Annotated in this window: 20 protein-coding genes; all 20 read right to left on the reverse strand. The window is 41.9% G+C overall.

Annotated features, from left to right (window positions below; translation table 11 throughout):
- Window positions 1-21: 21 nt before the first annotated feature.
- Window positions 22-762 (reverse strand): esterase family protein, encoded by a 741-nt coding sequence (locus tag HMPREF9186_RS01530; protein ID WP_009731061.1) that lies wholly within the window; start codon window positions 760-762, stop codon window positions 22-24.
- 38 nt (window positions 763-800) lie between these two features.
- Window positions 801-1,628, reverse strand: a complete 828-nt coding sequence (locus HMPREF9186_RS01535; protein ID WP_009731062.1) for an alpha/beta hydrolase — start codon at window positions 1,626-1,628, stop codon at window positions 801-803.
- 93 nt (window positions 1,629-1,721) lie between these two features.
- Window positions 1,722-3,056 (reverse strand): methylenetetrahydrofolate--tRNA-(uracil(54)-C(5))-methyltransferase (FADH(2)-oxidizing) TrmFO, encoded by a 1,335-nt coding sequence (trmFO, locus tag HMPREF9186_RS01540; RefSeq protein ID WP_009731063.1) that lies wholly within the window; start codon window positions 3,054-3,056, stop codon window positions 1,722-1,724.
- A 170-nt stretch (window positions 3,057-3,226) separates the two neighbouring features.
- Window positions 3,227-3,931, reverse strand: coding sequence for a DUF3307 domain-containing protein (locus HMPREF9186_RS01545; protein WP_009731064.1), 705 nt, complete (start codon window positions 3,929-3,931; stop codon window positions 3,227-3,229).
- Window positions 3,915-4,592, reverse strand: a complete 678-nt coding sequence (locus HMPREF9186_RS01550; RefSeq protein ID WP_009731065.1) for a SatD family protein — start codon at window positions 4,590-4,592, stop codon at window positions 3,915-3,917. The genes HMPREF9186_RS01545 and HMPREF9186_RS01550 overlap by 17 nt, the downstream gene beginning before the upstream one ends.
- A gap of 107 nt (window positions 4,593-4,699) precedes the next feature.
- Window positions 4,700-6,781 (reverse strand): type I DNA topoisomerase, encoded by a 2,082-nt coding sequence (topA, locus tag HMPREF9186_RS01555; RefSeq protein ID WP_009731066.1) that lies wholly within the window; start codon window positions 6,779-6,781, stop codon window positions 4,700-4,702.
- An 86-nt stretch (window positions 6,782-6,867) separates the two neighbouring features.
- Window positions 6,868-7,722 (reverse strand): DNA-processing protein DprA, encoded by an 855-nt coding sequence (gene dprA / locus HMPREF9186_RS01560; protein WP_442852208.1) that lies wholly within the window; start codon window positions 7,720-7,722, stop codon window positions 6,868-6,870.
- A gap of 55 nt (window positions 7,723-7,777) precedes the next feature.
- Window positions 7,778-8,707 (reverse strand): ROK family protein, encoded by a 930-nt coding sequence (locus tag HMPREF9186_RS01565; protein ID WP_009731068.1) that lies wholly within the window; start codon window positions 8,705-8,707, stop codon window positions 7,778-7,780.
- A gap of 13 nt (window positions 8,708-8,720) precedes the next feature.
- Window positions 8,721-9,491, reverse strand: coding sequence for a ribonuclease HII (locus tag HMPREF9186_RS01570; protein ID WP_009731069.1), 771 nt, complete (start codon window positions 9,489-9,491; stop codon window positions 8,721-8,723).
- Window positions 9,478-10,329: a ribosome biogenesis GTPase YlqF gene (ylqF, locus tag HMPREF9186_RS01575; RefSeq protein WP_009731070.1), complete on the reverse strand. Its 852-nt coding sequence runs from the start codon at window positions 10,327-10,329 to the stop codon at window positions 9,478-9,480. The genes HMPREF9186_RS01570 and ylqF overlap by 14 nt, the downstream gene beginning before the upstream one ends.
- Window positions 10,330-10,441: 112 nt before the next feature.
- Window positions 10,442-11,878: a zinc ribbon domain-containing protein gene (locus HMPREF9186_RS01580; RefSeq protein ID WP_009731071.1), complete on the reverse strand. Its 1,437-nt coding sequence runs from the start codon at window positions 11,876-11,878 to the stop codon at window positions 10,442-10,444.
- Between the two features lie 17 nt (window positions 11,879-11,895).
- Window positions 11,896-12,723 carry an ABC transporter permease gene (locus HMPREF9186_RS01585; RefSeq protein ID WP_009731072.1) on the reverse strand — a complete coding sequence of 276 codons (828 nt, stop codon included), beginning with the start codon at window positions 12,721-12,723 and terminating at the stop codon, window positions 11,896-11,898.
- The gene (locus HMPREF9186_RS01590; RefSeq protein ID WP_009731073.1) at window positions 12,713-14,053 is read right to left on the reverse strand and encodes an ATP-binding cassette domain-containing protein; all 1,341 of its coding nucleotides are present in this window, start codon (window positions 14,051-14,053) and stop codon (window positions 12,713-12,715) included. The genes HMPREF9186_RS01585 and HMPREF9186_RS01590 overlap by 11 nt, the downstream gene beginning before the upstream one ends.
- A 102-nt stretch (window positions 14,054-14,155) precedes the next feature.
- Complete coding sequence (locus tag HMPREF9186_RS01595) at window positions 14,156-14,494, reverse strand: ATP cone domain-containing protein (protein WP_003001449.1); 339 nt, start codon at window positions 14,492-14,494, stop codon at window positions 14,156-14,158.
- A 142-nt stretch (window positions 14,495-14,636) separates the two neighbouring features.
- A complete protein-coding gene (locus tag HMPREF9186_RS01600) occupies window positions 14,637-15,266 on the reverse strand; it encodes a hypothetical protein (protein ID WP_009731074.1) in 630 nt (209 codons plus the stop codon).
- 20 nt (window positions 15,267-15,286) lie between these two features.
- On the reverse strand, window positions 15,287-16,222 hold the full coding sequence (gene dapA / locus HMPREF9186_RS01605) for a 4-hydroxy-tetrahydrodipicolinate synthase (RefSeq protein WP_009731075.1): 936 nt from the start codon (window positions 16,220-16,222) through the stop codon (window positions 15,287-15,289).
- An 88-nt stretch (window positions 16,223-16,310) separates the two neighbouring features.
- The gene (locus HMPREF9186_RS01610; RefSeq protein ID WP_009731076.1) at window positions 16,311-17,387 is read right to left on the reverse strand and encodes an aspartate-semialdehyde dehydrogenase; all 1,077 of its coding nucleotides are present in this window, start codon (window positions 17,385-17,387) and stop codon (window positions 16,311-16,313) included.
- A 155-nt stretch (window positions 17,388-17,542) separates the two neighbouring features.
- Complete coding sequence (locus HMPREF9186_RS01615) at window positions 17,543-18,097, reverse strand: LemA family protein (protein WP_009731077.1); 555 nt, start codon at window positions 18,095-18,097, stop codon at window positions 17,543-17,545.
- A 2-nt stretch (window positions 18,098-18,099) separates the two neighbouring features.
- Window positions 18,100-19,098: a DUF3137 domain-containing protein gene (locus HMPREF9186_RS01620; protein ID WP_009731078.1), complete on the reverse strand. Its 999-nt coding sequence runs from the start codon at window positions 19,096-19,098 to the stop codon at window positions 18,100-18,102.
- Between the two features lie 346 nt (window positions 19,099-19,444).
- Entirely contained in the window at window positions 19,445-19,972 is a 528-nt protein-coding gene (locus HMPREF9186_RS01625; protein WP_009731079.1) for a GNAT family N-acetyltransferase, read from the reverse strand.
- Window positions 19,973-20,088: the final 116 nt, after the last annotated feature.

Below are 20,088 nucleotides of genomic sequence, written 5' to 3' on the forward strand. Positions count from 1 at the left end.
GAAGTCTCCTCCCTTTTTGACTTATAGATACATTTGTCCTAAGAAATATGGCATTTGCTTGCGCCACCAGTCCCAATCATGGGCTACATCGTGTCCCCATTCAGCAAACCAAGCAGGAATATTTTTCTGGTCAAAGGCTTCTTTCAGTTTGTAGAAAGATGGTAGGCCATCCTGTTCCCAAGCGCCAAGACCGGTACAAACGACAATCTCCGCCTGACGGTAACGGTCGATAAACCAGCCATCATTTTGATGCCAAATGTAATCAGATGGAGAATTTTGGTAAATCGCTTCATCCCCACCAAACTCACCAACAAAGAAACGAGCATCATAGATACCACTCAAAGCTACAACTTTGTTGAAAACATCTGGATGTTGCAAGAAGAAATTAAGGGCATGGTAGGCTCCCATAGAGCAACCGGTTGTCATCATTGGGTCAAACCAACCCGTTTTGTGCTTAATGAAAGGAATGGCTTCTTCAATCACGTAGCGTTCATAGGCACGATGCATTTCTGCACGGTCGTGAGGGTTTTTCCAATTACAAAGCCAGCTTTCACTATCGACACTTGAAAGGGTGAAAAATTGAACCCGTCCTTCTTCGATGAACTGAGCACAGGCATCAATCATACCAAAATCATAGTATTCGTTATGGCTTCCACCTGATGAAGCGAAGACCACTACAGGAATCCCTGCATGTCCATAACGGTTTAGATACATTTCGCGGTTAAGTTGACCACTCCAGTGGCTTAGATGTTCAATATTCATAGGTTCCCTCTTTCTTTATGATAAAAATTTAAAAGCTTCTAGTCCCACTTCTCTGCTAAGAAACGCAGACATTCCGGTAAATGCTCTGCCCAGGCCTCTTCATGGTGGATAGCTCCAGACTGAATCCGAATGGCGATATTTTCTAAAGCTACTCCTTGTTGAATGACATCATGATAGTAACGAAGAGATGAGTCAATATAGGCTTGCTTGATATTCCCTGCCATCAGGGTTTTATCTGTATCATCCGCCTCTTCAGTCCCCACATAGATGTAGATACGTTGATCTGCATAAAGGTTCTTCCGCTCAATATAGCGGTCAAAAGTCTCTTGGTGTAACCAGTTAGCAGATGAGAAGACTCCCAGACAACCGATTTGGTCTTGGTATTCCAAGCCCAAAAATTGGGTAATATTTCCACCAAGCGACGAGCCAATCATGGCTGTATGTTCTCGATCAGCAAGCGTTCGATATTCTTGATCAATGAAAGGTTTGACCACTTCCATAACGAACTCTCCGTACTCAATACCCTTGCCACCAAATTGCATCCCAGGGATATTGGATTCCTTGTATTTCCAGGCAGAGTATTCGTTCATACGCTGTAAGCCATCATTATCAATCGCAACAACAATCATCCGACTAATATCGGGATTCCGCTTAATGGCTGGAATGACCTTCCAAGAGTGACCTACATAGGCCTCCTTGCTATAGAAGACATTTTGCCCATCATGAAAATAAACCACAGGGTAGCGTCGATCGGTATCTGTTTCATAATTCTTAGGTAATAAGACTCGCACACGACGGAGTTTTCCGGTATAAGGCACTTTCAACTCGTGTGTCTTCATATCTAAATAAAAATAGGAATTGTTCATTGTCAGAAAACTCTCTATATTCTAAATTTTATTCATTATACCATTTTTAGAAGAAAAAGTCTGGATTTTCTCCAAACTTTTTCACTTCATACACTATTTTTCCATAAATTGGGCCAAATCTTCTAAAGAACGTTCGGCAATTTTTTCATAGCGTTCTTTCTTATCTCGAATGCGTGGGCCTTCTAGCTCCTTGATTATCCCGAAGTTGACATTCATGGGTTGGAAATGCTTGCTGTCAGCATGGGTGATATAGTGGGCTAAACTTCCGATAGCAGTTGTTTCAGGGAACACAAGTGCTTCTTCCCCATTAAAGAGACGAGCTGCATTAATCCCAGCCACCAAACCTGAAGCTGCCGACTCGACATAGCCTTCTACCCCTGTCATTTGACCTGCAAAGAAGAGGTTGGCTTGTTTCTTCGAACGGTAGGTTTGTTCAAGCAGATTTGGAGAATCCATGTAAGAGTTGCGGTGCATGACTCCGTATCTCACAAACTCCGCATTTTCCAAACCTGGAATCATTTGGAAGACTCGTTTTTGCTCACCCCATTTGAGATGCGTTTGGAAACCAACGATATTGTAAAGACTTCCCGCTGCATTGTCTTGGCGTAACTGAACGACTGCGTATGGGGTCTTAAACTCCCCATCACGAGGTCCTTTGTAGTCATCCGGATACTCGAGCCCAACTGGCTTCATGGGACCATAGAGCATCGTTTTGATGCCGCGTTTAGCCATGACTTCAATTGGCATACAACCTTCGAAATACTTTTCTTTTTCAAAAGAGCTGAGCGGGGCTTCTTCCGCATTCACCAAAGCCTCATGGAAGTCCATAAACTCTTGTTTGGTCATGGGACAGTTGAGATAGGCTGCTTCTCCCTTGTCATAGCGTGATTTGAGATAAACCTTGTCCATATCGACCGTATTGACATCGATGATCGGAGCCGCTGCATCGTAGAAATAGAAGCCATCGCCACCATTGAGGGCATGGATCTTTTCTGCCAAGGCATCGCTGGTTAGAGGACCCGTTGCGACCACTGTGATCGCATCTGTAGGCAATTCTGTAATTTCATCGCGAATGACTTCAATGAGCGGGTGTTGGGACACCTTTTCCGTCACTCGGCTAGCAAAGCCTTCCCGGTCCACAGCAAGAGCTCCACCGGCAGGTACCCGAGTCGCTTCTGCTGCTTCAAGAATGACCGAACCCAAGCAACGCATTTCTTCTTTGAGGAGCCCGACAGCATTGGTTAACGAATCCCCACGAAGAGAGTTGGAACAGACTAACTCAGCAAAATTGTCTGTTTTATGTTGCGGAGTAGATTTGACCCCACGCATTTCATAGAGCTTGACCGGAATTCCCTGTTGGGCAATCTGATAAGCCGCTTCCGAGCCAGCAAGGCCCGCACCGATAACATTGATATAAGATTGAGACATGACACTAATACCTCTTTGGGTGGAATCGAAATCCATAGTAAAATACACTGGACTGTTTGACACCCACAAATCTTTCTAATTTTCTACTCGGTCTATTATACCAAAAAGCCAGGTAAAAAGACAGGAAGGCTAATCCTTCCTGTCTAGGCTTAAGTCTGTTATTTGTTTCCTTATAGGCACAACCAGGCTGCTAAGAGGGCAGAGAGGATACTGAATAAGGACCCAATCAAATAATACTCCGCAAAGGCTGGATTTTCCGAAATTTTATTGTAGCGAGCAATGGACTTGGCTGTAAAGACTAGGCCGATCGAAGCAAATTGCCCATAGACGAGACAGGCCCCAATCACCAAACGCTCTAAAAAGCCAATCATGGAACCAGCCCCAGTGATAGTATCCATTTTCTTCTTGCTGGTTGGTTGATACTTAGCAAACAGAATTTTAAAAACAATATTGGTCGGTTTCCCAACTAGGAGAACATATAAAATCAGATTTAAACTGTCCATAGGCAGATAGGTTGAACCATTCTTCGCTCCTAAAAGGACTAGACAAGTAATGATACCGATATGCAAGACTTGATCCAGCGCAAAGGTCCAGGAAGTTTTCAGTTCTAACTTTTTTTGAAGCCAGGGCTTACCATAATCTATTCCCGCATGAGTCAGCAAAATGATCAAGCAAATCCACCACAAGTCTAGATGAAAGAGCGAAACAATGAACAAAGGCAAAGCCACATACAGAATATGAAGGCCAAGTACTTTCTGATCCTGATCCTTGCGATCTGCCATCTTCTGACTTTGAAAATAATAATCCGATAACAAATGACAAATCAACAAGAGGATCAAGTATGGATTCGTTACGATACTAGACAATCCGCTCATAGGCCTCTCCTTTCTCTAAGCTATGAATACAAGCTAGTGCTGCTGCTCGTCCCCGTAAATAAACGCGAATACTGCTACTCTTTAAACGTTTGGACAGAGCACTTGGGTTGATGGCCAGTGATTGGGCCAAGTCCTGCTGGCTAAAGGTTTCGCTATAGACAGATCTCTTTAAAAGATCAAGCAGGATTTCTTCCTGACTGTCTCTCCAACTTGAACGAATAGCCTCTCCAGAAGCGATGAGGGCGTTCACCAATAAGTCCTGGCTGTCGTTCCCACTTGAAAAATAGATCTGGGTGTTGCCATAATCATTTTTCTGATGAACCAAATTAATGGCTGCGCGTGCATTCCAATAGGCTGGACCATCTGCTCCAATACTTTGCAAGGGATCAATAGCTGTTACAATCTCTCCAAGACCAATCCCAAAACGAAGTTGCGTCGGGCTTAGTTCTGAACGCAGGGTATCGATGATTTGAAAAACCGGAGCATTCATTTTTAAAAGCGCCTGAAACTCATCCCCCAAGGTTAAGGTAAAACAGGATGCCAAGTAGTCCGCAAAAAGTCCATTCATCTTTTGAAGCGTTTCTTCTAACTGTTTTTGCAAGTTGAAACGTGCTTGAACCATTTTAGAATCGATGACATCTGCAATCAAAGCAAGATACATAAGCCCACCTCCTTATGTCTATTATAACGGAAAAAATAAAAAATGTCTATTATAACAGACATTTATGAAAATTTCCGTTATAACAGACATCGGATCATTCTAAAAACTTACTTTACTTTTTCTTCTTCGTAGTCCCCATTGCTACATACGACTTGCTTCCCACCACCACGAACTTTTTTCTCAACTAAGTAGTGACCACATTTTGGACAGTCACGGCCGATTGGCTTGTCCCAAGAAGTGAATTCACAGTCTGGGTAGCGATTACAGCCATAGAAAATACGGTTCCGTTTTGTTTTACGCTCGATGATCTGTCCCTGGTGACAGTCTGGACATTCCACCCCAATTTCTTTGACAATCGCTTGGGTATGACGACAATCTGGGAAGTTGCTACAAGCATAGAACTTACCAAAACGCCCTAATTTAATGACCATTGGACTTCCACAAACCTCACAGTCAAAACCAGCTGGTTCGTCTTTGATTTGGATTTTTTCCATCTCTTCTTCAGCCTTGGCTACTTCTTTTTTAAATGGTTGGTAGAAGGAATCGATGACCTTTTGCCACTGCTCTTTCCCAACTTCGACATCATCCAGTTTCCCTTCCATCTCCGCTGTGAAGGTCACATTGACAATATCTGGGAAAAATTCAACAATCAGTTTATTAACGATCTCCCCTAATTCCGTTGGTTCAAAGCGTTTGGCTACCAGCTTCACATAATAGCGTTTTTGAATGGTCTCAATGGTCGGTGCATAGGTTGAAGGACGACCTACTCCATTTTCCTCCAGCGTCTTAATCAAGGTCGCTTCAGAATAACGAGCCGGTGGTTGGGTAAAGTGTTGCTCAGGCTTGCTATTGACCTGCTTGACCATATCACCTTCTACCATATCCGGCAGCATCTTGTTTTTGTCTGAATCATTATAAATCGCCAAATAACCGTCAAACTTTACCTGACTCCCATTCGCTGTATATTGGACCCCATTTTGACCTAACCGAATATTCATGGTATCAAAGACAGCTGCAGTCATCTGGCTGGCGACAAAACGGTTCCAGATCAAGGTATAGAGCTTGAGCTGATCCTTGTCCAGGTACTTGGCAATTTTCTCAGGCGTATTGTGGACGCTAGAAGGACGAATAGCTTCGTGGGCATCTTGGGCACCGGAAGCATTCTTGACCCGACTACCATGCTTGGAATACTTTTCTCCAAAGCGATCTACGATAAAGCCGGCTGCTTCATTTTGTGCAACTGGGCTAATCCGTGTGGAGTCTGTACGCATGTATGTAATCAAACCTTGAACACCAGAACCAATATTAATTCCTTCATACAACTGCTGCGCTACCATCATGGTCTTCCTCGTACGGAAGTTGATCTTATTGGCAGCATCCATCTGCATGGAAGAAGTTGTATATGGAAGTGGCGCATTTCGACGACGCTCTTTCTTTTCCACCTTTTCAACGGTAAAATCTTTGCCATCTAAGCGTTCAAGAACAGCTTTCACCTCTTCATTGGTGTTGAGCTTCATCTTCTTGCCATCAATCCCATAGAAACTAGCCTGGAATTGCTTGGTTCCTTTTTTGAAGACGCCATCGATGGTCCAGTATTCTTCCGGCTTGAAATCATTAATTTCATTTTCACGATCAATGATTAATTTAAGGGCAACAGATTGCACGCGCCCTGCAGAAAGACCTTTTTTAACCTTTTTCCAAAGAATAGGAGAGATCGAGTACCCTACAATCCGGTCCAAAACCCGACGTGCTTGCTGGGCATCAACCAGGTCCGTATCGATTTGGCGCGGTTCTTTGAAAGCATTTTTGACCGCATCCTTAGTGATTTCATTAAAAACTACTCGGTTCTTTTCTTTGGCATCTAAGTTCAAAATATGCGCTAAATGCCAAGAAATAGCTTCTCCTTCTCGGTCCGGGTCACTTGCGAGAAAGACTTGTTTGGCTTTTTTAGCTTCTTTTTTCAAATCATTGATCAAGGGGCCTTTCCCGCGAATATTGATGTATTCCGGTTCATAGTTATTGTCGAAGTCAATCGACATGGTTGATTTTTTCAGGTCCCGAATATGACCAACACTGGCCATGACTTTATAGTTACGACCAAGGTATTTCTCGATTGTTTTCGCCTTGGCAGGAGACTCCACAATCACCAAATTTTTCTTGGTTGTACTGCTTTTCTTTTTTGTTACCACGTTTTATCCCTCTGTATTGTATAAATCTCATTGAGTTTAATACATTTTAAGAAAGATGTCAACTAGGAACTTCTCCTATAGGAAAATCACAATTCGTATTTCAATTCATCCAGGATGTCCTGGCCTGATGTGACAAGCTTTGCGCCTTCTTGAATCAAGTGATGGCAACCTGCAGATTTTCCATCTAAAATATTTCCTGGAATAGCAAAAACATCTCGTCCTTCCTCCATGGCCCGCTCACAGGTAATTAAACTTCCTGAACGGAGTCTTGCTTCTACCACAATCACGGCTTGACAGAGTCCTGCAATGATGCGATTTCTCTCAGGAAAATGAAACTTCAAAGGAGCCTGTCCTGGTCCATACTCGCTCAAGACAAGATGGTGTTCTCCCATGTAGGTCTGTAATTTCTGATTGCTTTTCGGATAAAAAACATCCAGCCCCGTTCCTATGACTCCGATGGTCTTTCCACCATTGCGAATGCTGGCATAATGCGCTGTCGCATCAATCCCTTTTGCTAGTCCACTGACGATGACCAGTTCATTACCAAGTTCCTTAATAATTTTCTCTACAGATCGCACCCCTTCTCGCGTGGTCTCCCGAGCTCCAACGACTGCAATCTTCGGTTTGGTTAATAGCTCCAAATCCCCTTGGTAAAAAAGGAGTACAGGAGGATTGTAGATCTGTAGTAATTCCTCAGGGTATTCAGGATCAAAAATGGATAAAGATGGGAATCGTTCAAAGTCTTTGTGTAATCGATCGTCATCTAGTTGCCGGTATTTGTCTACAAAATGAATGATACTGCGAGAGCCAGCTATCCTTGCTATCTCTTCTAAGCCTGGTAAGGGTTCATCTTTTCTACAGTAATGCAAGACTCTTAAGACTTGCTCATTTGATAAGCCAGCTACTTTTAATTTAAAAATTTCAAATTTCTCCATGGTCACCTTCCACTTCCTCTTACTTATCTATTCGAAAAAGAAAAGAAAAAAAGATCTATTTCTAGAACTTTTTTTGATGTGTAGAAGAATAAAAGTAAGATGCGGCACCAATCAAGTTGCTTTCATTATGGAAGCGAGCTGCTTGAATGGGCAAAGCCTCAAATTGTTTATGGCCTTTTTGAGAGAGCAGGTCATGGTATTGGTGATTGATTTCATCGATCAGTAGCGGTTGGCTACTAATGCCACCTCCAATGGTCACCTTCTCAAGTCGCAACAAAGATTGAAGATTAAAAATCAGAATAGCAATATCATAGCAATAGGCCTGAAACAAGGTTTTCAGCTCCTCGTTGCCTCCTTGCTCAAGAGCCTTGAAAACAGCTATACCGTCTGCCTCTTCTAGGTTCAAGATGTGACTAGCTTTCTCAACAAATTGAACAGCTGAACCGGTGTTTTCCAAAAGATTGGAAATACCTTGAAAAAAGAGTTCACGATGAAAGCGACGATTTTCTGGTGTTCTATCTGTCTTATCAATAGACCGAATGTATTCTGTCAGTTGCCATCCTCTCAATAAATCACCATTAGAAAGAAGAGCAAGACCAACTCCTGTCCCTAAGACCAAGATTGCACCGCACGGACAATCTTTTAGATTGCCAAGGCTTGCTTCCGCTAAACCTGCAGCATCCCCATCGTTGAGGACGGTCACTGGGACTTGAAACGCCTTGATTAAACGAGAAGCTAAAGGAATATTCCTTAAATAAGGAATGAGGCCACCTTTAAAGACAAAACCAAGTCGACTATTGATTTCACCCGGACAAGAGATGGCAATCCCAGTCATTCGATTTTGGAACGAGCAAATCACGTGCTCGAGAGCTTCCCAGAATTCCTCAATAGTATCTGGTGTCGGGACTTTAGAAGAATCACTCACCTGATAGGCTTCATCGACTAAGGAATATTTAATAAAAGTTCCCCCAATATCAAAGGCTAATAGCATGTCTCTCTTCCTCCTAATCAAAGTTTGTCATCGACTTAATGGGTTCGAAGCTTCGGCGATGGATAGGAGTAACCCCATGTTTTTCCAATCCTTCAAGATGCTTGGTTGTCCCATACCCCGCATTCTGACCAAAATCATAACCTGGATACTCTTGGTCATATGCCACCATCATCTGATCCCGAGTCACCTTAGCTACGATAGAGGCTGCAGCAATGGATAAGGAATTAGCATCTCCTTTGATGATACTAGTTTGAGGGATAGAAAGATCCAACTTCATGGCATCAATCAAAAGATGCTGGGGTTGAGGATCTAGCTGACCAATAGCCTCCATCATGGCTAGTTTCGTAGCTTCATAGATATTGACCTGGTCAATCACCTGATTGTCCTTGACACCGATGCCGATCGCAATAGCTTCTTTGAGCACAGCCTCATAGATTTCCTTGTGTTTGGATTTCGGAATCTTTTTACTATCGTTAAGTCCTGGAATCTTAGAACCTTTGGGTAAGATCACAGCAGCTGCAACAACTGGTCCCGCTAATGGGCCACGTCCCACTTCATCCACTCCTGCAATGAGCTCAATTCCACGCGCATAGCATTCTTTTTCATAGGCCAGCATTCCTTCCAAGCGCTCTTCTTCATCTAAACGTTTTTGGATTTCTCTTTTTCGCTTTGCGACCGCTTGGACAACACCAGATCGGCTATCCTGTTCCAATTCATCCAATAAAGGGTCATCTAACTGCCGGATGTTTGCTAATTGTTCTTTAATTTCCTTAATGGTTGCCATCAATTTCCCCTACACGATCCAGCGTATACCGGCCCAATTTCCCATCGCGGACATCTTTGACAAAGAGTTGGTAAAACCGGTCGTAATCCTCGCGAAATCCCATTTTTTGAGTCATCTCCATAATAATTTCAGGAGCTTCTTGCTCCAGGTCCATTTGTTTAAAACGTTCCTGCAAAACAGCTGGGTAATGCTCTTTAAAATAGTTGAGACCGAAAATAGTCACTTCATCCATTGGAAGCAACTGGTCCTTAATAGCTCCTGTTAAGGCAAGCTTTAAGGCCACTTCTTCATCTTCAAATTTGGGCCAAAGAATCCCAGGAGTGTCCAAGATTTCGAGATCCTTATTGGTTTTCAACCATTGTTGCCCCTTGGTCACCCCTGGTTTATTGCCAACGACTGCAATCTTTTTCCCTGCTAAACGATTCATCAGCGTTGATTTACCAGCATTGGGAATCCCGATGATCATGGTCCGAAGGGTTTCAATCTGAATCCCACGTTCCTTTTGACGAGCAATTTTATCGGCCATCAAGCTCTTAGCAGCATCCGTGACCTTCTTAACCGTCGACTGCTCTTTGGAGTTGATCGCCAAGGTTTTGATGCCTTGAGATTCGAAATAGTCCTGCCATTCTTTTGTTGCCACAGGATCTGCCAGGTCTACCTTGTTCAAAATCATTAATTTTGGCTTCTCACCAACAATTTTTGTTAACATGGGATTTTGGCTTGATAGGGGCAAACGAGCATCTACCAGAACCGTCACAAAATCCACGAATTTTAAATTTTCTTGTACTTGTCTTCTAGCTTTGGACATGTGTCCAGGAAACCATTGAATAGTCGCCATAATCTCACTTCCTTTCCAGTTCAATCTCCTCTATTATACCATGTTTTCTTGAATTCTCAGCCTTAAATGAGAATACAAAAAATGAAGCTACCTAGGCAACTTCATTTTCGCTCTATTCCGTCCAATTGATCAACGATTTCAATTGATCGTCCATTGTATAGGTATAGGTGTCGATATTTCTAGTAAAGTAGTTCTTCAAGTCTTTCTCATCAGACATGCTTTGGAAGTCGTACTTCTTAGCATTTTTCTCAAAGGTTTGAATAGTTTTTCCAGGCTTTTTATGAACATTGGCTTTTCCATGATTTTCGACCTGTTCAATAACCGCTATGTTTGAAATAACAAAATAACTTGTTTTTGATTTACCATAAGATGTATCGGTAATAGAGTATACATAGACCAATTGCGGGATTTTGGAATCAAATGTACCTCCCCAATCAACTCCATCTTTGATTGCCGCAAAAGCCATCCCTTCAAATTTTGGAAGGTCTTTATAGTTGCGGTCAGCTGCATAGGCCTTTGCTGCATCCTCTACATTCTTAGAGATGGCTTCTTGTGTATCCTCATCCACTTTTGACAAGGAAGTCACATAAGCCCCTTCCTCAAAATCAGCCAAAGTGACCTTGTATTTCTTACTGTCTTTTCCTTTCTCAACAGTTTTACCATCTTTTTTCAATGCATTTTTACCACTTTCATTGAGACGAATTTCGATTTCATCACCAACTGCAATAGGATCATTACTTGAAACTTCTTTTCCATTCAGATAATAATCAAACGGGAAGCCATCGTTAGCGGTTGCTTTTGCAACAAATTCTAAGTCTTTTCCTTCAAATTGAGACGGTTTTGATAAACTTCCATTTGGAGAAATGCCCTTGATCTTTGGATAAAAACCCTTAAAGGGGTCAATACCTACAAGCGGGATTAGATCAGCCTCCTGAGTTACAGATGTACCAGTAAAATGAAGGCCAGGTATTATGTCTTCAAGATCATTTTTATCGTAAAGTAATTTGACCGTAATTTTATCGTGATTGTTTAGGTTTTTCCGTTCTTTTACATCGATCAGTTCATCGCCTTTATAAACACTAAATTTTACTTTTGAAACTAGCTGATCGATATTGTAGTTTGAACTCTCGGTATTCAAGCCTTCTGCTTCTATCTTTTTCTTGATATCCCCGTCTAATCTTTCCTTGTTCAAACTAGGCGACTTCTCAGCAAAATAGCCTTCACCATCAGTCCCTTCAATTTCCAGCTTCACATAGTCCTCTAAATTAATGGTGTCACTGCTACCACGGTTTAATAAGAAATAACCTGCAACAGCAATGACAGCAAGAAGGACAAAGATCCCGGCTAAAATTCCTTTAACGTTTCTTTTTGGTTTTTTAGGTGCTGGGGCTTGAGTTGAACTTGGACTTGGCCCTAATTGCACTGTCTTTGGTTGAAACGCAACAGCTTTTGGTTCAGCTTGGGCAGCTACTTGAACTTTAGCTCCACACTTAGAACAAAAGGCATCACCAGCATGGATAGGTGCCTGGCAATTGGTACAGTTTTTCATACATCATCTCCTTAAATTTATCGAGCGTCCTTACGGACAGAAGTCAATACGAGGGAAGTTGCGACCATAAATAGAGCTGCAAAAGCAAGCAAGACTCCCCAATTTCCAAGAATCGCAAGTAGATCATAAGCATAGGTTCCTACCCCATCTTTTTGATAAACTTGCCAGTCAGTATGACCTTGAGACGGGACCATATTATTCATATTTGCAATCCGAAAGAAGGCCGTTGTTCCCCATCTCGTAATAGTCGCATGTGAGATCCATACTAAAAACGGAATTTTCTCATCCAAAGATTGGAGAAAATTGGAAAACAGCAATTGAACCATCAAAACAAGCGGCATGACTGTCATCGCTTGGGATGATTTTTTTACAAAGGCTGAAATCAATAAGGCCAACATATCTGAAGTAAAGATCACTAAAAACAAAGTGATCCCAAAAAGGAATATCTGGCTACCGTTTCCTTGGATATGTGGATAGCGCACAACAATGGTTCCAATCATTAAGATCGCTTCCGCAAAACAGAGAACCAACTCTGTTAGCACGCGCGCCGTCACATAAGAAGGTAAGGACAAACCTTTAATTTGGTACTCAAACTTGATGACTTTACGCTCATTACAAATACTGGTCACTGAATTAAAGAGACCAATCCAGAGTGCTGCAGAAATAAACATAATGGAAGAAGTTCTCGTAATATGGTATTTATCAAAAACTTCATTGGCGTTAAAAGCGATCGAAATGATGAAAGGAAGAAGAATCGCTTCTAGCACAAAAAACAGAGATTTTTTATTGAGAAGGAGTCGAAGGAATTTTCTAAAATAAATCGAGACTTGCTTCTTATCCAGCATGGCCACCTCTCCTTTCATTTTCAAACCATTGAACATATTGGTCAACAAGAGCTGCATTTTCAGCACCTGAAATTTTATGGACGATTTCTTCTAAACTCTGAGCAGCAAAGACTTTCAGGGCATTGTCTACGGAGCCAAAATAACACAGTCTACCACAGCCTTCCGAACTCTTTCCGACCACCATGACCTTATCAAAAAGATGACGAATACGATCGGGCGTATGCGTGATGACACATAAGATCTTTCCTTCATCTGTAATCTCTCTCAATGTGGTCATGACCTCCATGACCATGCTCCCATCAACACCGGAATCCGGCTCATCCATAAAGAGGATTTCAGGGCTCGTGATGTATTCCATGGCTATCGTGAGTTTTTTCTTTTGTCCTCCAGATAGAGAAGAACACTTGGATCCTTTGACAGATTCTAAATCCAGCTTTTTCAGAACAGATAGCACTTCTTCTTTTCGAAGTTCAGGATTGTCTGTTAATTCGGATGGACCATAGAGTTTTGCTGCATCTTCTAGATTCTTATAGACCGTATCTTCCATTCGGTAATGCTCATCAGGAGATTGAGGAGCCAGGGTGATGACCCCTTGTTTCACCCCATCATTTAACAAATCCACTCCATTAAAATAAGCACTAGTATTTGAATGAACGAGTCCCGTTACTGCTTCCATAAAGGTAGATTTCCCAGCACCAGAACCACCCAGAATGAGTATCATCTCCTTAGGCTTAAATTCTACTTGAATATCCTTGAGGATGGTTTTACGGTTTAAGAGATTTCCGACTGTTACATCTTGAATAGCAATCGTTAGTGATGAATAAGAAAACTTCGACCCCTCAGCAGATGATTGAGAAGAACTGACAGGTCCTGCTTGAAGCTCTTGGTAAATAACTTGATCACCTAGGCGCACAACCAACTGATCAGATAAGATGGCACAATCAATTGAAGCAAGCGAGGACAGATCCGACGGAAAAGCATCTTTTGCTATAGTCTTCCACTCAATAGATTGCATTTCAACAATGATGAATTTTGAGCGAAAAACATGGCCGTCGGCGTCACAAAGATGAATAATGGAACGATGATTTAATAAAACACGTTGATTTTTCGGATAGGTGACACCATCCACCTCGATCATCCCAGATAAACATTCAAGAAACCATTGACCGTTTAGAAAATGGAAAACAGCTTCAGAGGGGGACTGAAAATCATCAGCCAAATGCAAATCTGCCTGACTTTCTTGAGAAATACCATCGACGCTCAATCCATCAAAAAGTGGAATAGCTGTAAAATCCTGATTGAGATAGGTATAGATGGTTGGGTTTTGCATATAAGTAAACCTTTCGAAATAAACGAATTTGCTAGACAGTCAAAACCACCCTATAAGGGTGGTTCAAACACGATGGCGTTACCTCGCGAGCACTACTCTAGCTTAGCGAATTTGCTCAAAATGCAAATGTACGGCGATGTGATCACCATAACCACTCCGTTCCAAATCGCGTTGCAAGCGATAAGAAATGTAGTGTTCTGCAATGGTAATATAGCCTGCTCCCAGCAAACGTTGTTCCACTAATGATTGGATCATACTGATGGTTGCGCGTTCTACTTGGGCTTCATCCAAGTCCATGGCAACTTTCTTGGTCACTTGAGCTAGGTTTTGTCGCAAATCATCTGTCAAAACATAGACAACTTGCGCAGCTTTCAAAATAGCTTGGTAAATTTTATCTGGGTTGAATTCAACCACTTCTCCACTACGTTTAATGACTTCCATCGGAGTCTCCTTTATTTTAAATATTCATGAATACTCCATTTCCTTTATAAAGAAATGAAGACCTACTACTTTATTATATAATTTTTTTGCCAAGAATCAAAGCTCTTTTCAGGAATCACCGTGGTTGTTTGGATGAAAAAATCTAACGATCACTTTTCTCCATGACCACATCTTCTTTTTTATAGCTGTAGGTCAATCTCCAAAGATGGTCAGAGACATGGTCCAAACGGAAAGTCTTCAAAATCTTCTTCAGAGGTAACTTCTCCATCTCTACTTTTCTAAGGAGTTCCACGAGTAGTTCACCACCAGCATTGACAGCAATTAGATGATCTTCGTCACTATCATATTGGAGAAGGACTGTTTTAGTCGGTTTATAGAGAACATTGTAGAGATTGTAGGCGCTATCGATTTCAAAAAGTTTATTCTTATCGGCTTCTCGTGAGTAGCGGTGAACCGTAAGCGGACCGATTTGAAAAGCTCCTGCTAAACTAAAAACGAATCCTAAAGCAGCGATCGATTCCCAGAGTAAATTGAGTAACTTGGAATCAAAGTCAAACACTAAATGAACTAGGAACAGAATGATTCCTGTTCCAAATCCCAGTAAAAGTAAGAGTGCACCGATACAGCCGGCTTTTTCACCTGTTTTTATCGTCGGTTTATCATAGATCATCACACCGTCTAACTTTTCAAGGCTATGACCTTCTTTAAATTTTTCTAGTTCTGATTTTTCTGAATCCGTTTTTTCTAGCTCTGTTTTCTCTAACTCTGACATACATTCCTCACGACATTTTTTTAATAATCCGGACGAAGAACTCCCGTAATAATCTCTTTGCTGGCATGGTAATCCCCATCCACTACTACTTTGATGATGCGCTTAGCTTCCTCAGCGGGTGCTGGCACCAATGGCAGACGAGTCGGACCTGCTTCAAATCCCATATAGTTCAAGACAGCTTTAACAGGAGCTGGGCTTGGATAAGAGAAGAGAGCATTGACTTTAGGGATAAATTGGCGCTGGATAGCCGCTGCCTTTTTAATATCATTATTCTCAATGGCTTGGAACATTTCGTGCATTTCATCCCCATTAGTATGAGATGCTACTGAAATCACACCGTCTGCTCCAAGGTTCATAGCGTGGAAAGCATCCCCGTCTTCCCCTGTATAGATGAGAAACTCATCTGGCTTGTGCTCGATTAAATAAGCCATATTGGCAAGAGTCGTACATTCTTTGACCCCGATGATGTTTGGATGTTCGGCCAAGCGGAGCATGGTTTCTGGTGTCATTTCGACCACCACGCGCCCTGGAATGTTATAGATAATAATTGGCAAGTTAGAAGCGTCTGCAATAGCCTTAAAATGCTGGTACATCCCTTCTTGAGAAGGTTTATTGTAGTATGGAACAATGGCCAAACCAGCAGCAAAGCCACCAAACTGATCTACTTCCTTTACAAACTCAATGGAATCTCGGGTCTCATTGGTCCCGACACCAGCAATCAAAGGCACCCGTCCATTGACTACCTTTTGCACCGCAGCAAAAAGTTCTAATTCTTCATCGTGAGTTAGAGTAGGGCTTTCTGCTGTGGTACCAGCTAAAAGAATCCCATCTGTGTGATGAGCTAAAAGATGTTCGATGAGTGGAGGAATGGCCTCGAAGTTTATCGAACCATCTTCATGGAAGGGAGTGATAAAGGCAGTGATCATTCTACAATTTTTTAAATCTTGATAAGACATACATACTCCTTCTTGAGACAATCATAGGGAAGAGGGACAGCACCAAAAGTTGGTAGCTGTCCCCTATACAAATTATTTAGTTAATGAATCATTTCAACTCAAACTTCAATTCAGCTGTCGGGCGAACGAGTCCACGTTCATGAAGCGTTTCTGCAATTTGAACTGAGTTCCAAGCAGCTCCTTTAAGAAGGTTATCCGAAACAACCCACATATGGATCCCTTTTTCAGCATCCAAGTCTTTACGGATACGACCAACAAAGGTATCGCGTGAACCAACGGCATTGACAGCTTGTGGATAGATTTGGTGAGCGACATCATCTTCCAAGACGGCACCAGGAAAGGCCGCAATCGCCGCTTTTACTTCGTCGATTGGAGCTACTTCCTTGGTCTCGATGTAGACAGACTCTGAGTGAGCTGATAAAACTGGAATCCGCACACAAGTTGCAGAAACGGCGATGCTATCATCTTCCATGATTTTCTTGGTTTCATTGGTCATCTTCATTTCTTCGTAAGTGTAGTCATTGTCAGTGAAGACGTCAATTTGAGGAAGAGCGTTAAAAGCAATTGGATAGTGTTTCTTATCACCACCTGATGGCAAGATCTCCGCCTTCACATCACGAGGATCTACACCTTCATCCAACACTTCTTTCAACTCGCGTTTGGTTTCAAGAATAGCTCCCATCCCTGCACCTGAAACAGCTTGGTAAGTGGATACAATAATCCGGTCCAAGCCCCATTTTTGACGAACTGGCTCTAAAGCTACCATCATTTGAATCGTTGAACAGTTAGGGCAGGCGATAATCCCGTTGTGAGCATCAAGAGCATGAGCATTTACCTCAGGCACAACCAAAGGAACATCCGGATTTTGGCGGAAGAAAGATGTGTTATCAACTACTACTGCGCCTGCTTTAACAGCATAGGGTGCATACTTAGCTGAAGTAGATCCACCCGCTGAGAAGAGAGCAATATCAACTCCTTCAAAAGCATTTTCTGTCGTTTCTTCAATCGTTACTTCTTGACCTTTGAATGACAAAACTTTCCCTGCAGAACGTGCAGACGCAAGGTAGCGAATCTTATCGATTGGAAGAGACGATTCTTCCAACATTTTGATCATTTGAGCACCAACGGCACCTGTAGCACCGACAACAGCAACTGTGTATCCCATAGTAAATCCTCTTTCAAAATTTTCTAAAAATTTATGAATTTCAACTATTATACTATTTTTCCCAGTAAATGAAAAGACTTATTTGTATTTGAAGAGACAAAAAAACCGATCTTAAATCGGTTTTTTTCTGAACAAAATCAATGATTTATCCAAGCTTAATGGATTTCATAATCCAAATCACTCAAGTCCCTCTTTCCTTGTGTATCCTCCATTAAAAATGGCACCTGTTGCATTCCTTTGATTCCAGCAACGACTGAAGTTGGGAAAGTTACGATAGCTTGGTTGATTTGGCTAATATTGCTATTGACAATGCGTTTAGAAGCTGCCAAATCTTCATTCTCGTCAGCAATTTCTTTTTGCAAGGCCAAGAATTGGTTTGAAGACAAGAGCTCAGGATAATTCTCACCTACCGCTCGGATTTGTGCCAAAACATCGTTTTGATTGGCAATGACTTGGTTGGATTCTTGGATGGACGCACCTTGACGAAGGGCTACCAATTCCGTGAAGACCTTTTCCTCATGTTTGGCGTAGGCCTTAGCCGCCTTCAACATTTCAGAAATGGTATCGTAGCGTTTGACAAGAGTGATATCCACCGTTCTCTTTGCTTCTTCAATCATGACCTGATAACGGTTCAAGCGATTGCTTTCTCCGATAAACCACATAACAACTACAAGAGCAAAAACGACAATGGCAATTATTAAAGCTGACATAGTTATTCTCCTTTAAATATATTGGTTAATTCATCGACGAGGTCGATTTCCTTACAAAGTTTTTGATACTCTTCAGCGATCGAAAGACGTTCGATTGCTTCTTTGTTTCCTGGCGTTGGGAAAAGATAGCGACTTGTATATAAGGCTATATAGAGTGTATCTTGAACAAAATACACACACATGGCATTTTTTGATATTTGTTGATCAAACCATTCTAGGATCTTGGGTTTTAGAAATTTTCGAGCAGCCAGTTCATCTGTACAATAGATATTGTAGTTTTCATTGTTTTGGATATCTTCTGTTTCAATTTGGACTTCATTAGGTCCAGCACCCGGATAGGCACCTTTGACTTCTCTTTTTAAAAAGAAAGATTTCTTAGTCGGTATAACTCTCAAGTGTCCTGGAAATGAAATTGGAGATTTTAAAGAGAAGATCTGACCAGCGAAATCCTCCACTTCTTTTTCGACAGTTTCGATATGCCCATTAGAATCTCTCTCAATCCTGGTCTCTATATGATAGGCATACAGGTTGGTCACCGTTAGATTTTTTTCATCATGAAAAAGCAGCTGATTAAAGAGTTGAAATTTCGAAGAACGTGGACTAAAAACTTTTAAGGCATCCATCGAGTAGGTCGCTGTTCGTGTTAAGTCCGCTTCTGGAAAGACTTCCTTCAAAATTGGACAAAGAAATTCATTGATATAAATCTCATCATTCGTGTGAATTCTATCCCCGAAGAGGGTCTTCCTTTTCATATATTGGGGCCAATAATAGAAAACGATCCCTAACAAGATCGGAACGATAGCCTTTAACTTGAATAGGGCGAAGAAGAACATCGCTAGAAGCATCCCTACCATCGTAGCCGTCTTCCACTGAAGATTACTGGTCATCTGCTCCTTCATTAATAGGAGTTTATCCTGAAATTGTTTTGACCCTTCCAACTCATTGATTCGTTGGAATCTTTCCTGGGACCACTTGCTAGTTGGATTCTTTTGATCAACCATCCGAATCATCTCCTTTCAAGCACCAATGAGCTTTCTAATTGACTCACATTTACCTCATTATACCATTGAAAAATCTAGGAAGCAACTATATTTCTGTAGGGAAAAAATAAGATTAGAAAAACAAAAAATCCCCTACCAAACGGTAAGGAATTGAGGCATCTTTCGATGAGAACAGCCGGTTCACACAACTGTTCAAGGTCCGCTCCTGCGTTACAATTGAATGTAGACCTCCTCAGCGCAAAAGGCTCCTAAGAGCCAATCGACTCATCGCATAAATCTAGTTTACCATGGACAACTCACCCTGTCAAGAAGCTAGCACCTTGCTTCTATAAAGAGTATCTAACACCTATCTTTTCTCTTCTACTTCTTTCAGGGTATTTACAGGCCCATCGATGGTTTTTTGCATCCAGACAATATCATGCCATTGATCAAATTTATAGCCAATTCTTGGGAAATGCGCCACTTGAACATAGCCCCGGTTTTCATGCATAGCAATGCTGGCCTCGTTCGGGACTGCAATACAAGCCAAAAAGCGTAAATAGCCTCGTGCTTGCAACTCCTCTTCTAAGGCAGTATAAAGAGCTGATCCAAGCCCTTGTCCACGCGCTTCTTTAGCTACATAAATAGACAATTCAGTGGTCCAATCGTAGGCAGCGCGTGCATAATAGCTAGAGGCATAGGCATAACCTAGAACTTTTCCACCGACTTCTGCAACTAAATAAGGGTATTGAGCTAGCGTTTTCGTGATTCGTCTTTCAAATTCTGGGACAGTTGGCACATCGACCTCAAAGGTAATAGCAGTCTCTGTCACATAAGGTTGGTAAATAGCTCGAATGGCCGCTGCATCGGCTAGCTGAACGGGACGAATGATCATGAGGCTCTCCTTTTTAGAATACCCTTAGTATACAGATTAGCGTCCTCACTGTCAATGGCGGACCATACAAAATGAAATCATACTATTTCATAATGTAGAAAAGAGAGAGTGGGACA

Origin of the sequence: Streptococcus sp. F0442 (assembly GCF_000314795.2) — a bacterium.
Lineage (GTDB): Bacteria > Bacillota > Bacilli > Lactobacillales > Streptococcaceae > Streptococcus.

What these genes read in the sequence shown, in the direction of transcription:
- dapA (WP_009731075.1), bottom strand. Translation starts at nt 16,222, where the DNA reads ATGTCTTATCAAGATTTAAAAAATTGTAGAATGATCACTGCCTTTATC.
- trmFO (WP_009731063.1), bottom strand. Translation starts at nt 3,056, where the DNA reads ATGTCTCAATCTTATATCAATGTTATCGGTGCGGGCCTTGCTGGCTCG.
- HMPREF9186_RS01530 (WP_009731061.1), bottom strand. Translation starts at nt 762, where the DNA reads ATGAATATTGAACATCTAAGCCACTGGAGTGGTCAACTTAACCGCGAA.
- HMPREF9186_RS01570 (WP_009731069.1), bottom strand. Translation starts at nt 9,491, where the DNA reads ATGGCAACCATTAAGGAAATTAAAGAACAATTAGCAAACATCCGGCAG.
- HMPREF9186_RS01600 (WP_009731074.1), bottom strand. Translation starts at nt 15,266, where the DNA reads ATGTCAGAGTTAGAGAAAACAGAGCTAGAAAAAACGGATTCAGAAAAA.
- HMPREF9186_RS01565 (WP_009731068.1), bottom strand. Translation starts at nt 8,707, where the DNA reads ATGCTATTAGCCTTTGATATTGGGGGAACTTTTATTAAATATTCCTTA.
- HMPREF9186_RS01580 (WP_009731071.1), bottom strand. Translation starts at nt 11,878, where the DNA reads ATGAAAAACTGTACCAATTGCCAGGCACCTATCCATGCTGGTGATGCC.
- HMPREF9186_RS01590 (WP_009731073.1), bottom strand. Translation starts at nt 14,053, where the DNA reads ATGCAAAACCCAACCATCTATACCTATCTCAATCAGGATTTTACAGCT.
- HMPREF9186_RS01595 (WP_003001449.1), bottom strand. Translation starts at nt 14,494, where the DNA reads ATGGAAGTCATTAAACGTAGTGGAGAAGTGGTTGAATTCAACCCAGAT.
- HMPREF9186_RS01625 (WP_009731079.1), bottom strand. Translation starts at nt 19,972, where the DNA reads ATGATCATTCGTCCCGTTCAGCTAGCCGATGCAGCGGCCATTCGAGCT.
- HMPREF9186_RS01615 (WP_009731077.1), bottom strand. Translation starts at nt 18,097, where the DNA reads ATGTCAGCTTTAATAATTGCCATTGTCGTTTTTGCTCTTGTAGTTGTT.
- HMPREF9186_RS01620 (WP_009731078.1), bottom strand. Translation starts at nt 19,098, where the DNA reads ATGGTTGATCAAAAGAATCCAACTAGCAAGTGGTCCCAGGAAAGATTC.
- HMPREF9186_RS01545 (WP_009731064.1), bottom strand. Translation starts at nt 3,931, where the DNA reads ATGAGCGGATTGTCTAGTATCGTAACGAATCCATACTTGATCCTCTTG.
- HMPREF9186_RS01585 (WP_009731072.1), bottom strand. Translation starts at nt 12,723, where the DNA reads ATGCTGGATAAGAAGCAAGTCTCGATTTATTTTAGAAAATTCCTTCGA.
- HMPREF9186_RS01535 (WP_009731062.1), bottom strand. Translation starts at nt 1,628, where the DNA reads ATGAACAATTCCTATTTTTATTTAGATATGAAGACACACGAGTTGAAA.
- HMPREF9186_RS01550 (WP_009731065.1), bottom strand. Translation starts at nt 4,592, where the DNA reads ATGTATCTTGCTTTGATTGCAGATGTCATCGATTCTAAAATGGTTCAA.
- ylqF (WP_009731070.1), bottom strand. Translation starts at nt 10,329, where the DNA reads ATGGCGACTATTCAATGGTTTCCTGGACACATGTCCAAAGCTAGAAGA.
- HMPREF9186_RS01610 (WP_009731076.1), bottom strand. Translation starts at nt 17,387, where the DNA reads ATGGGATACACAGTTGCTGTTGTCGGTGCTACAGGTGCCGTTGGTGCT.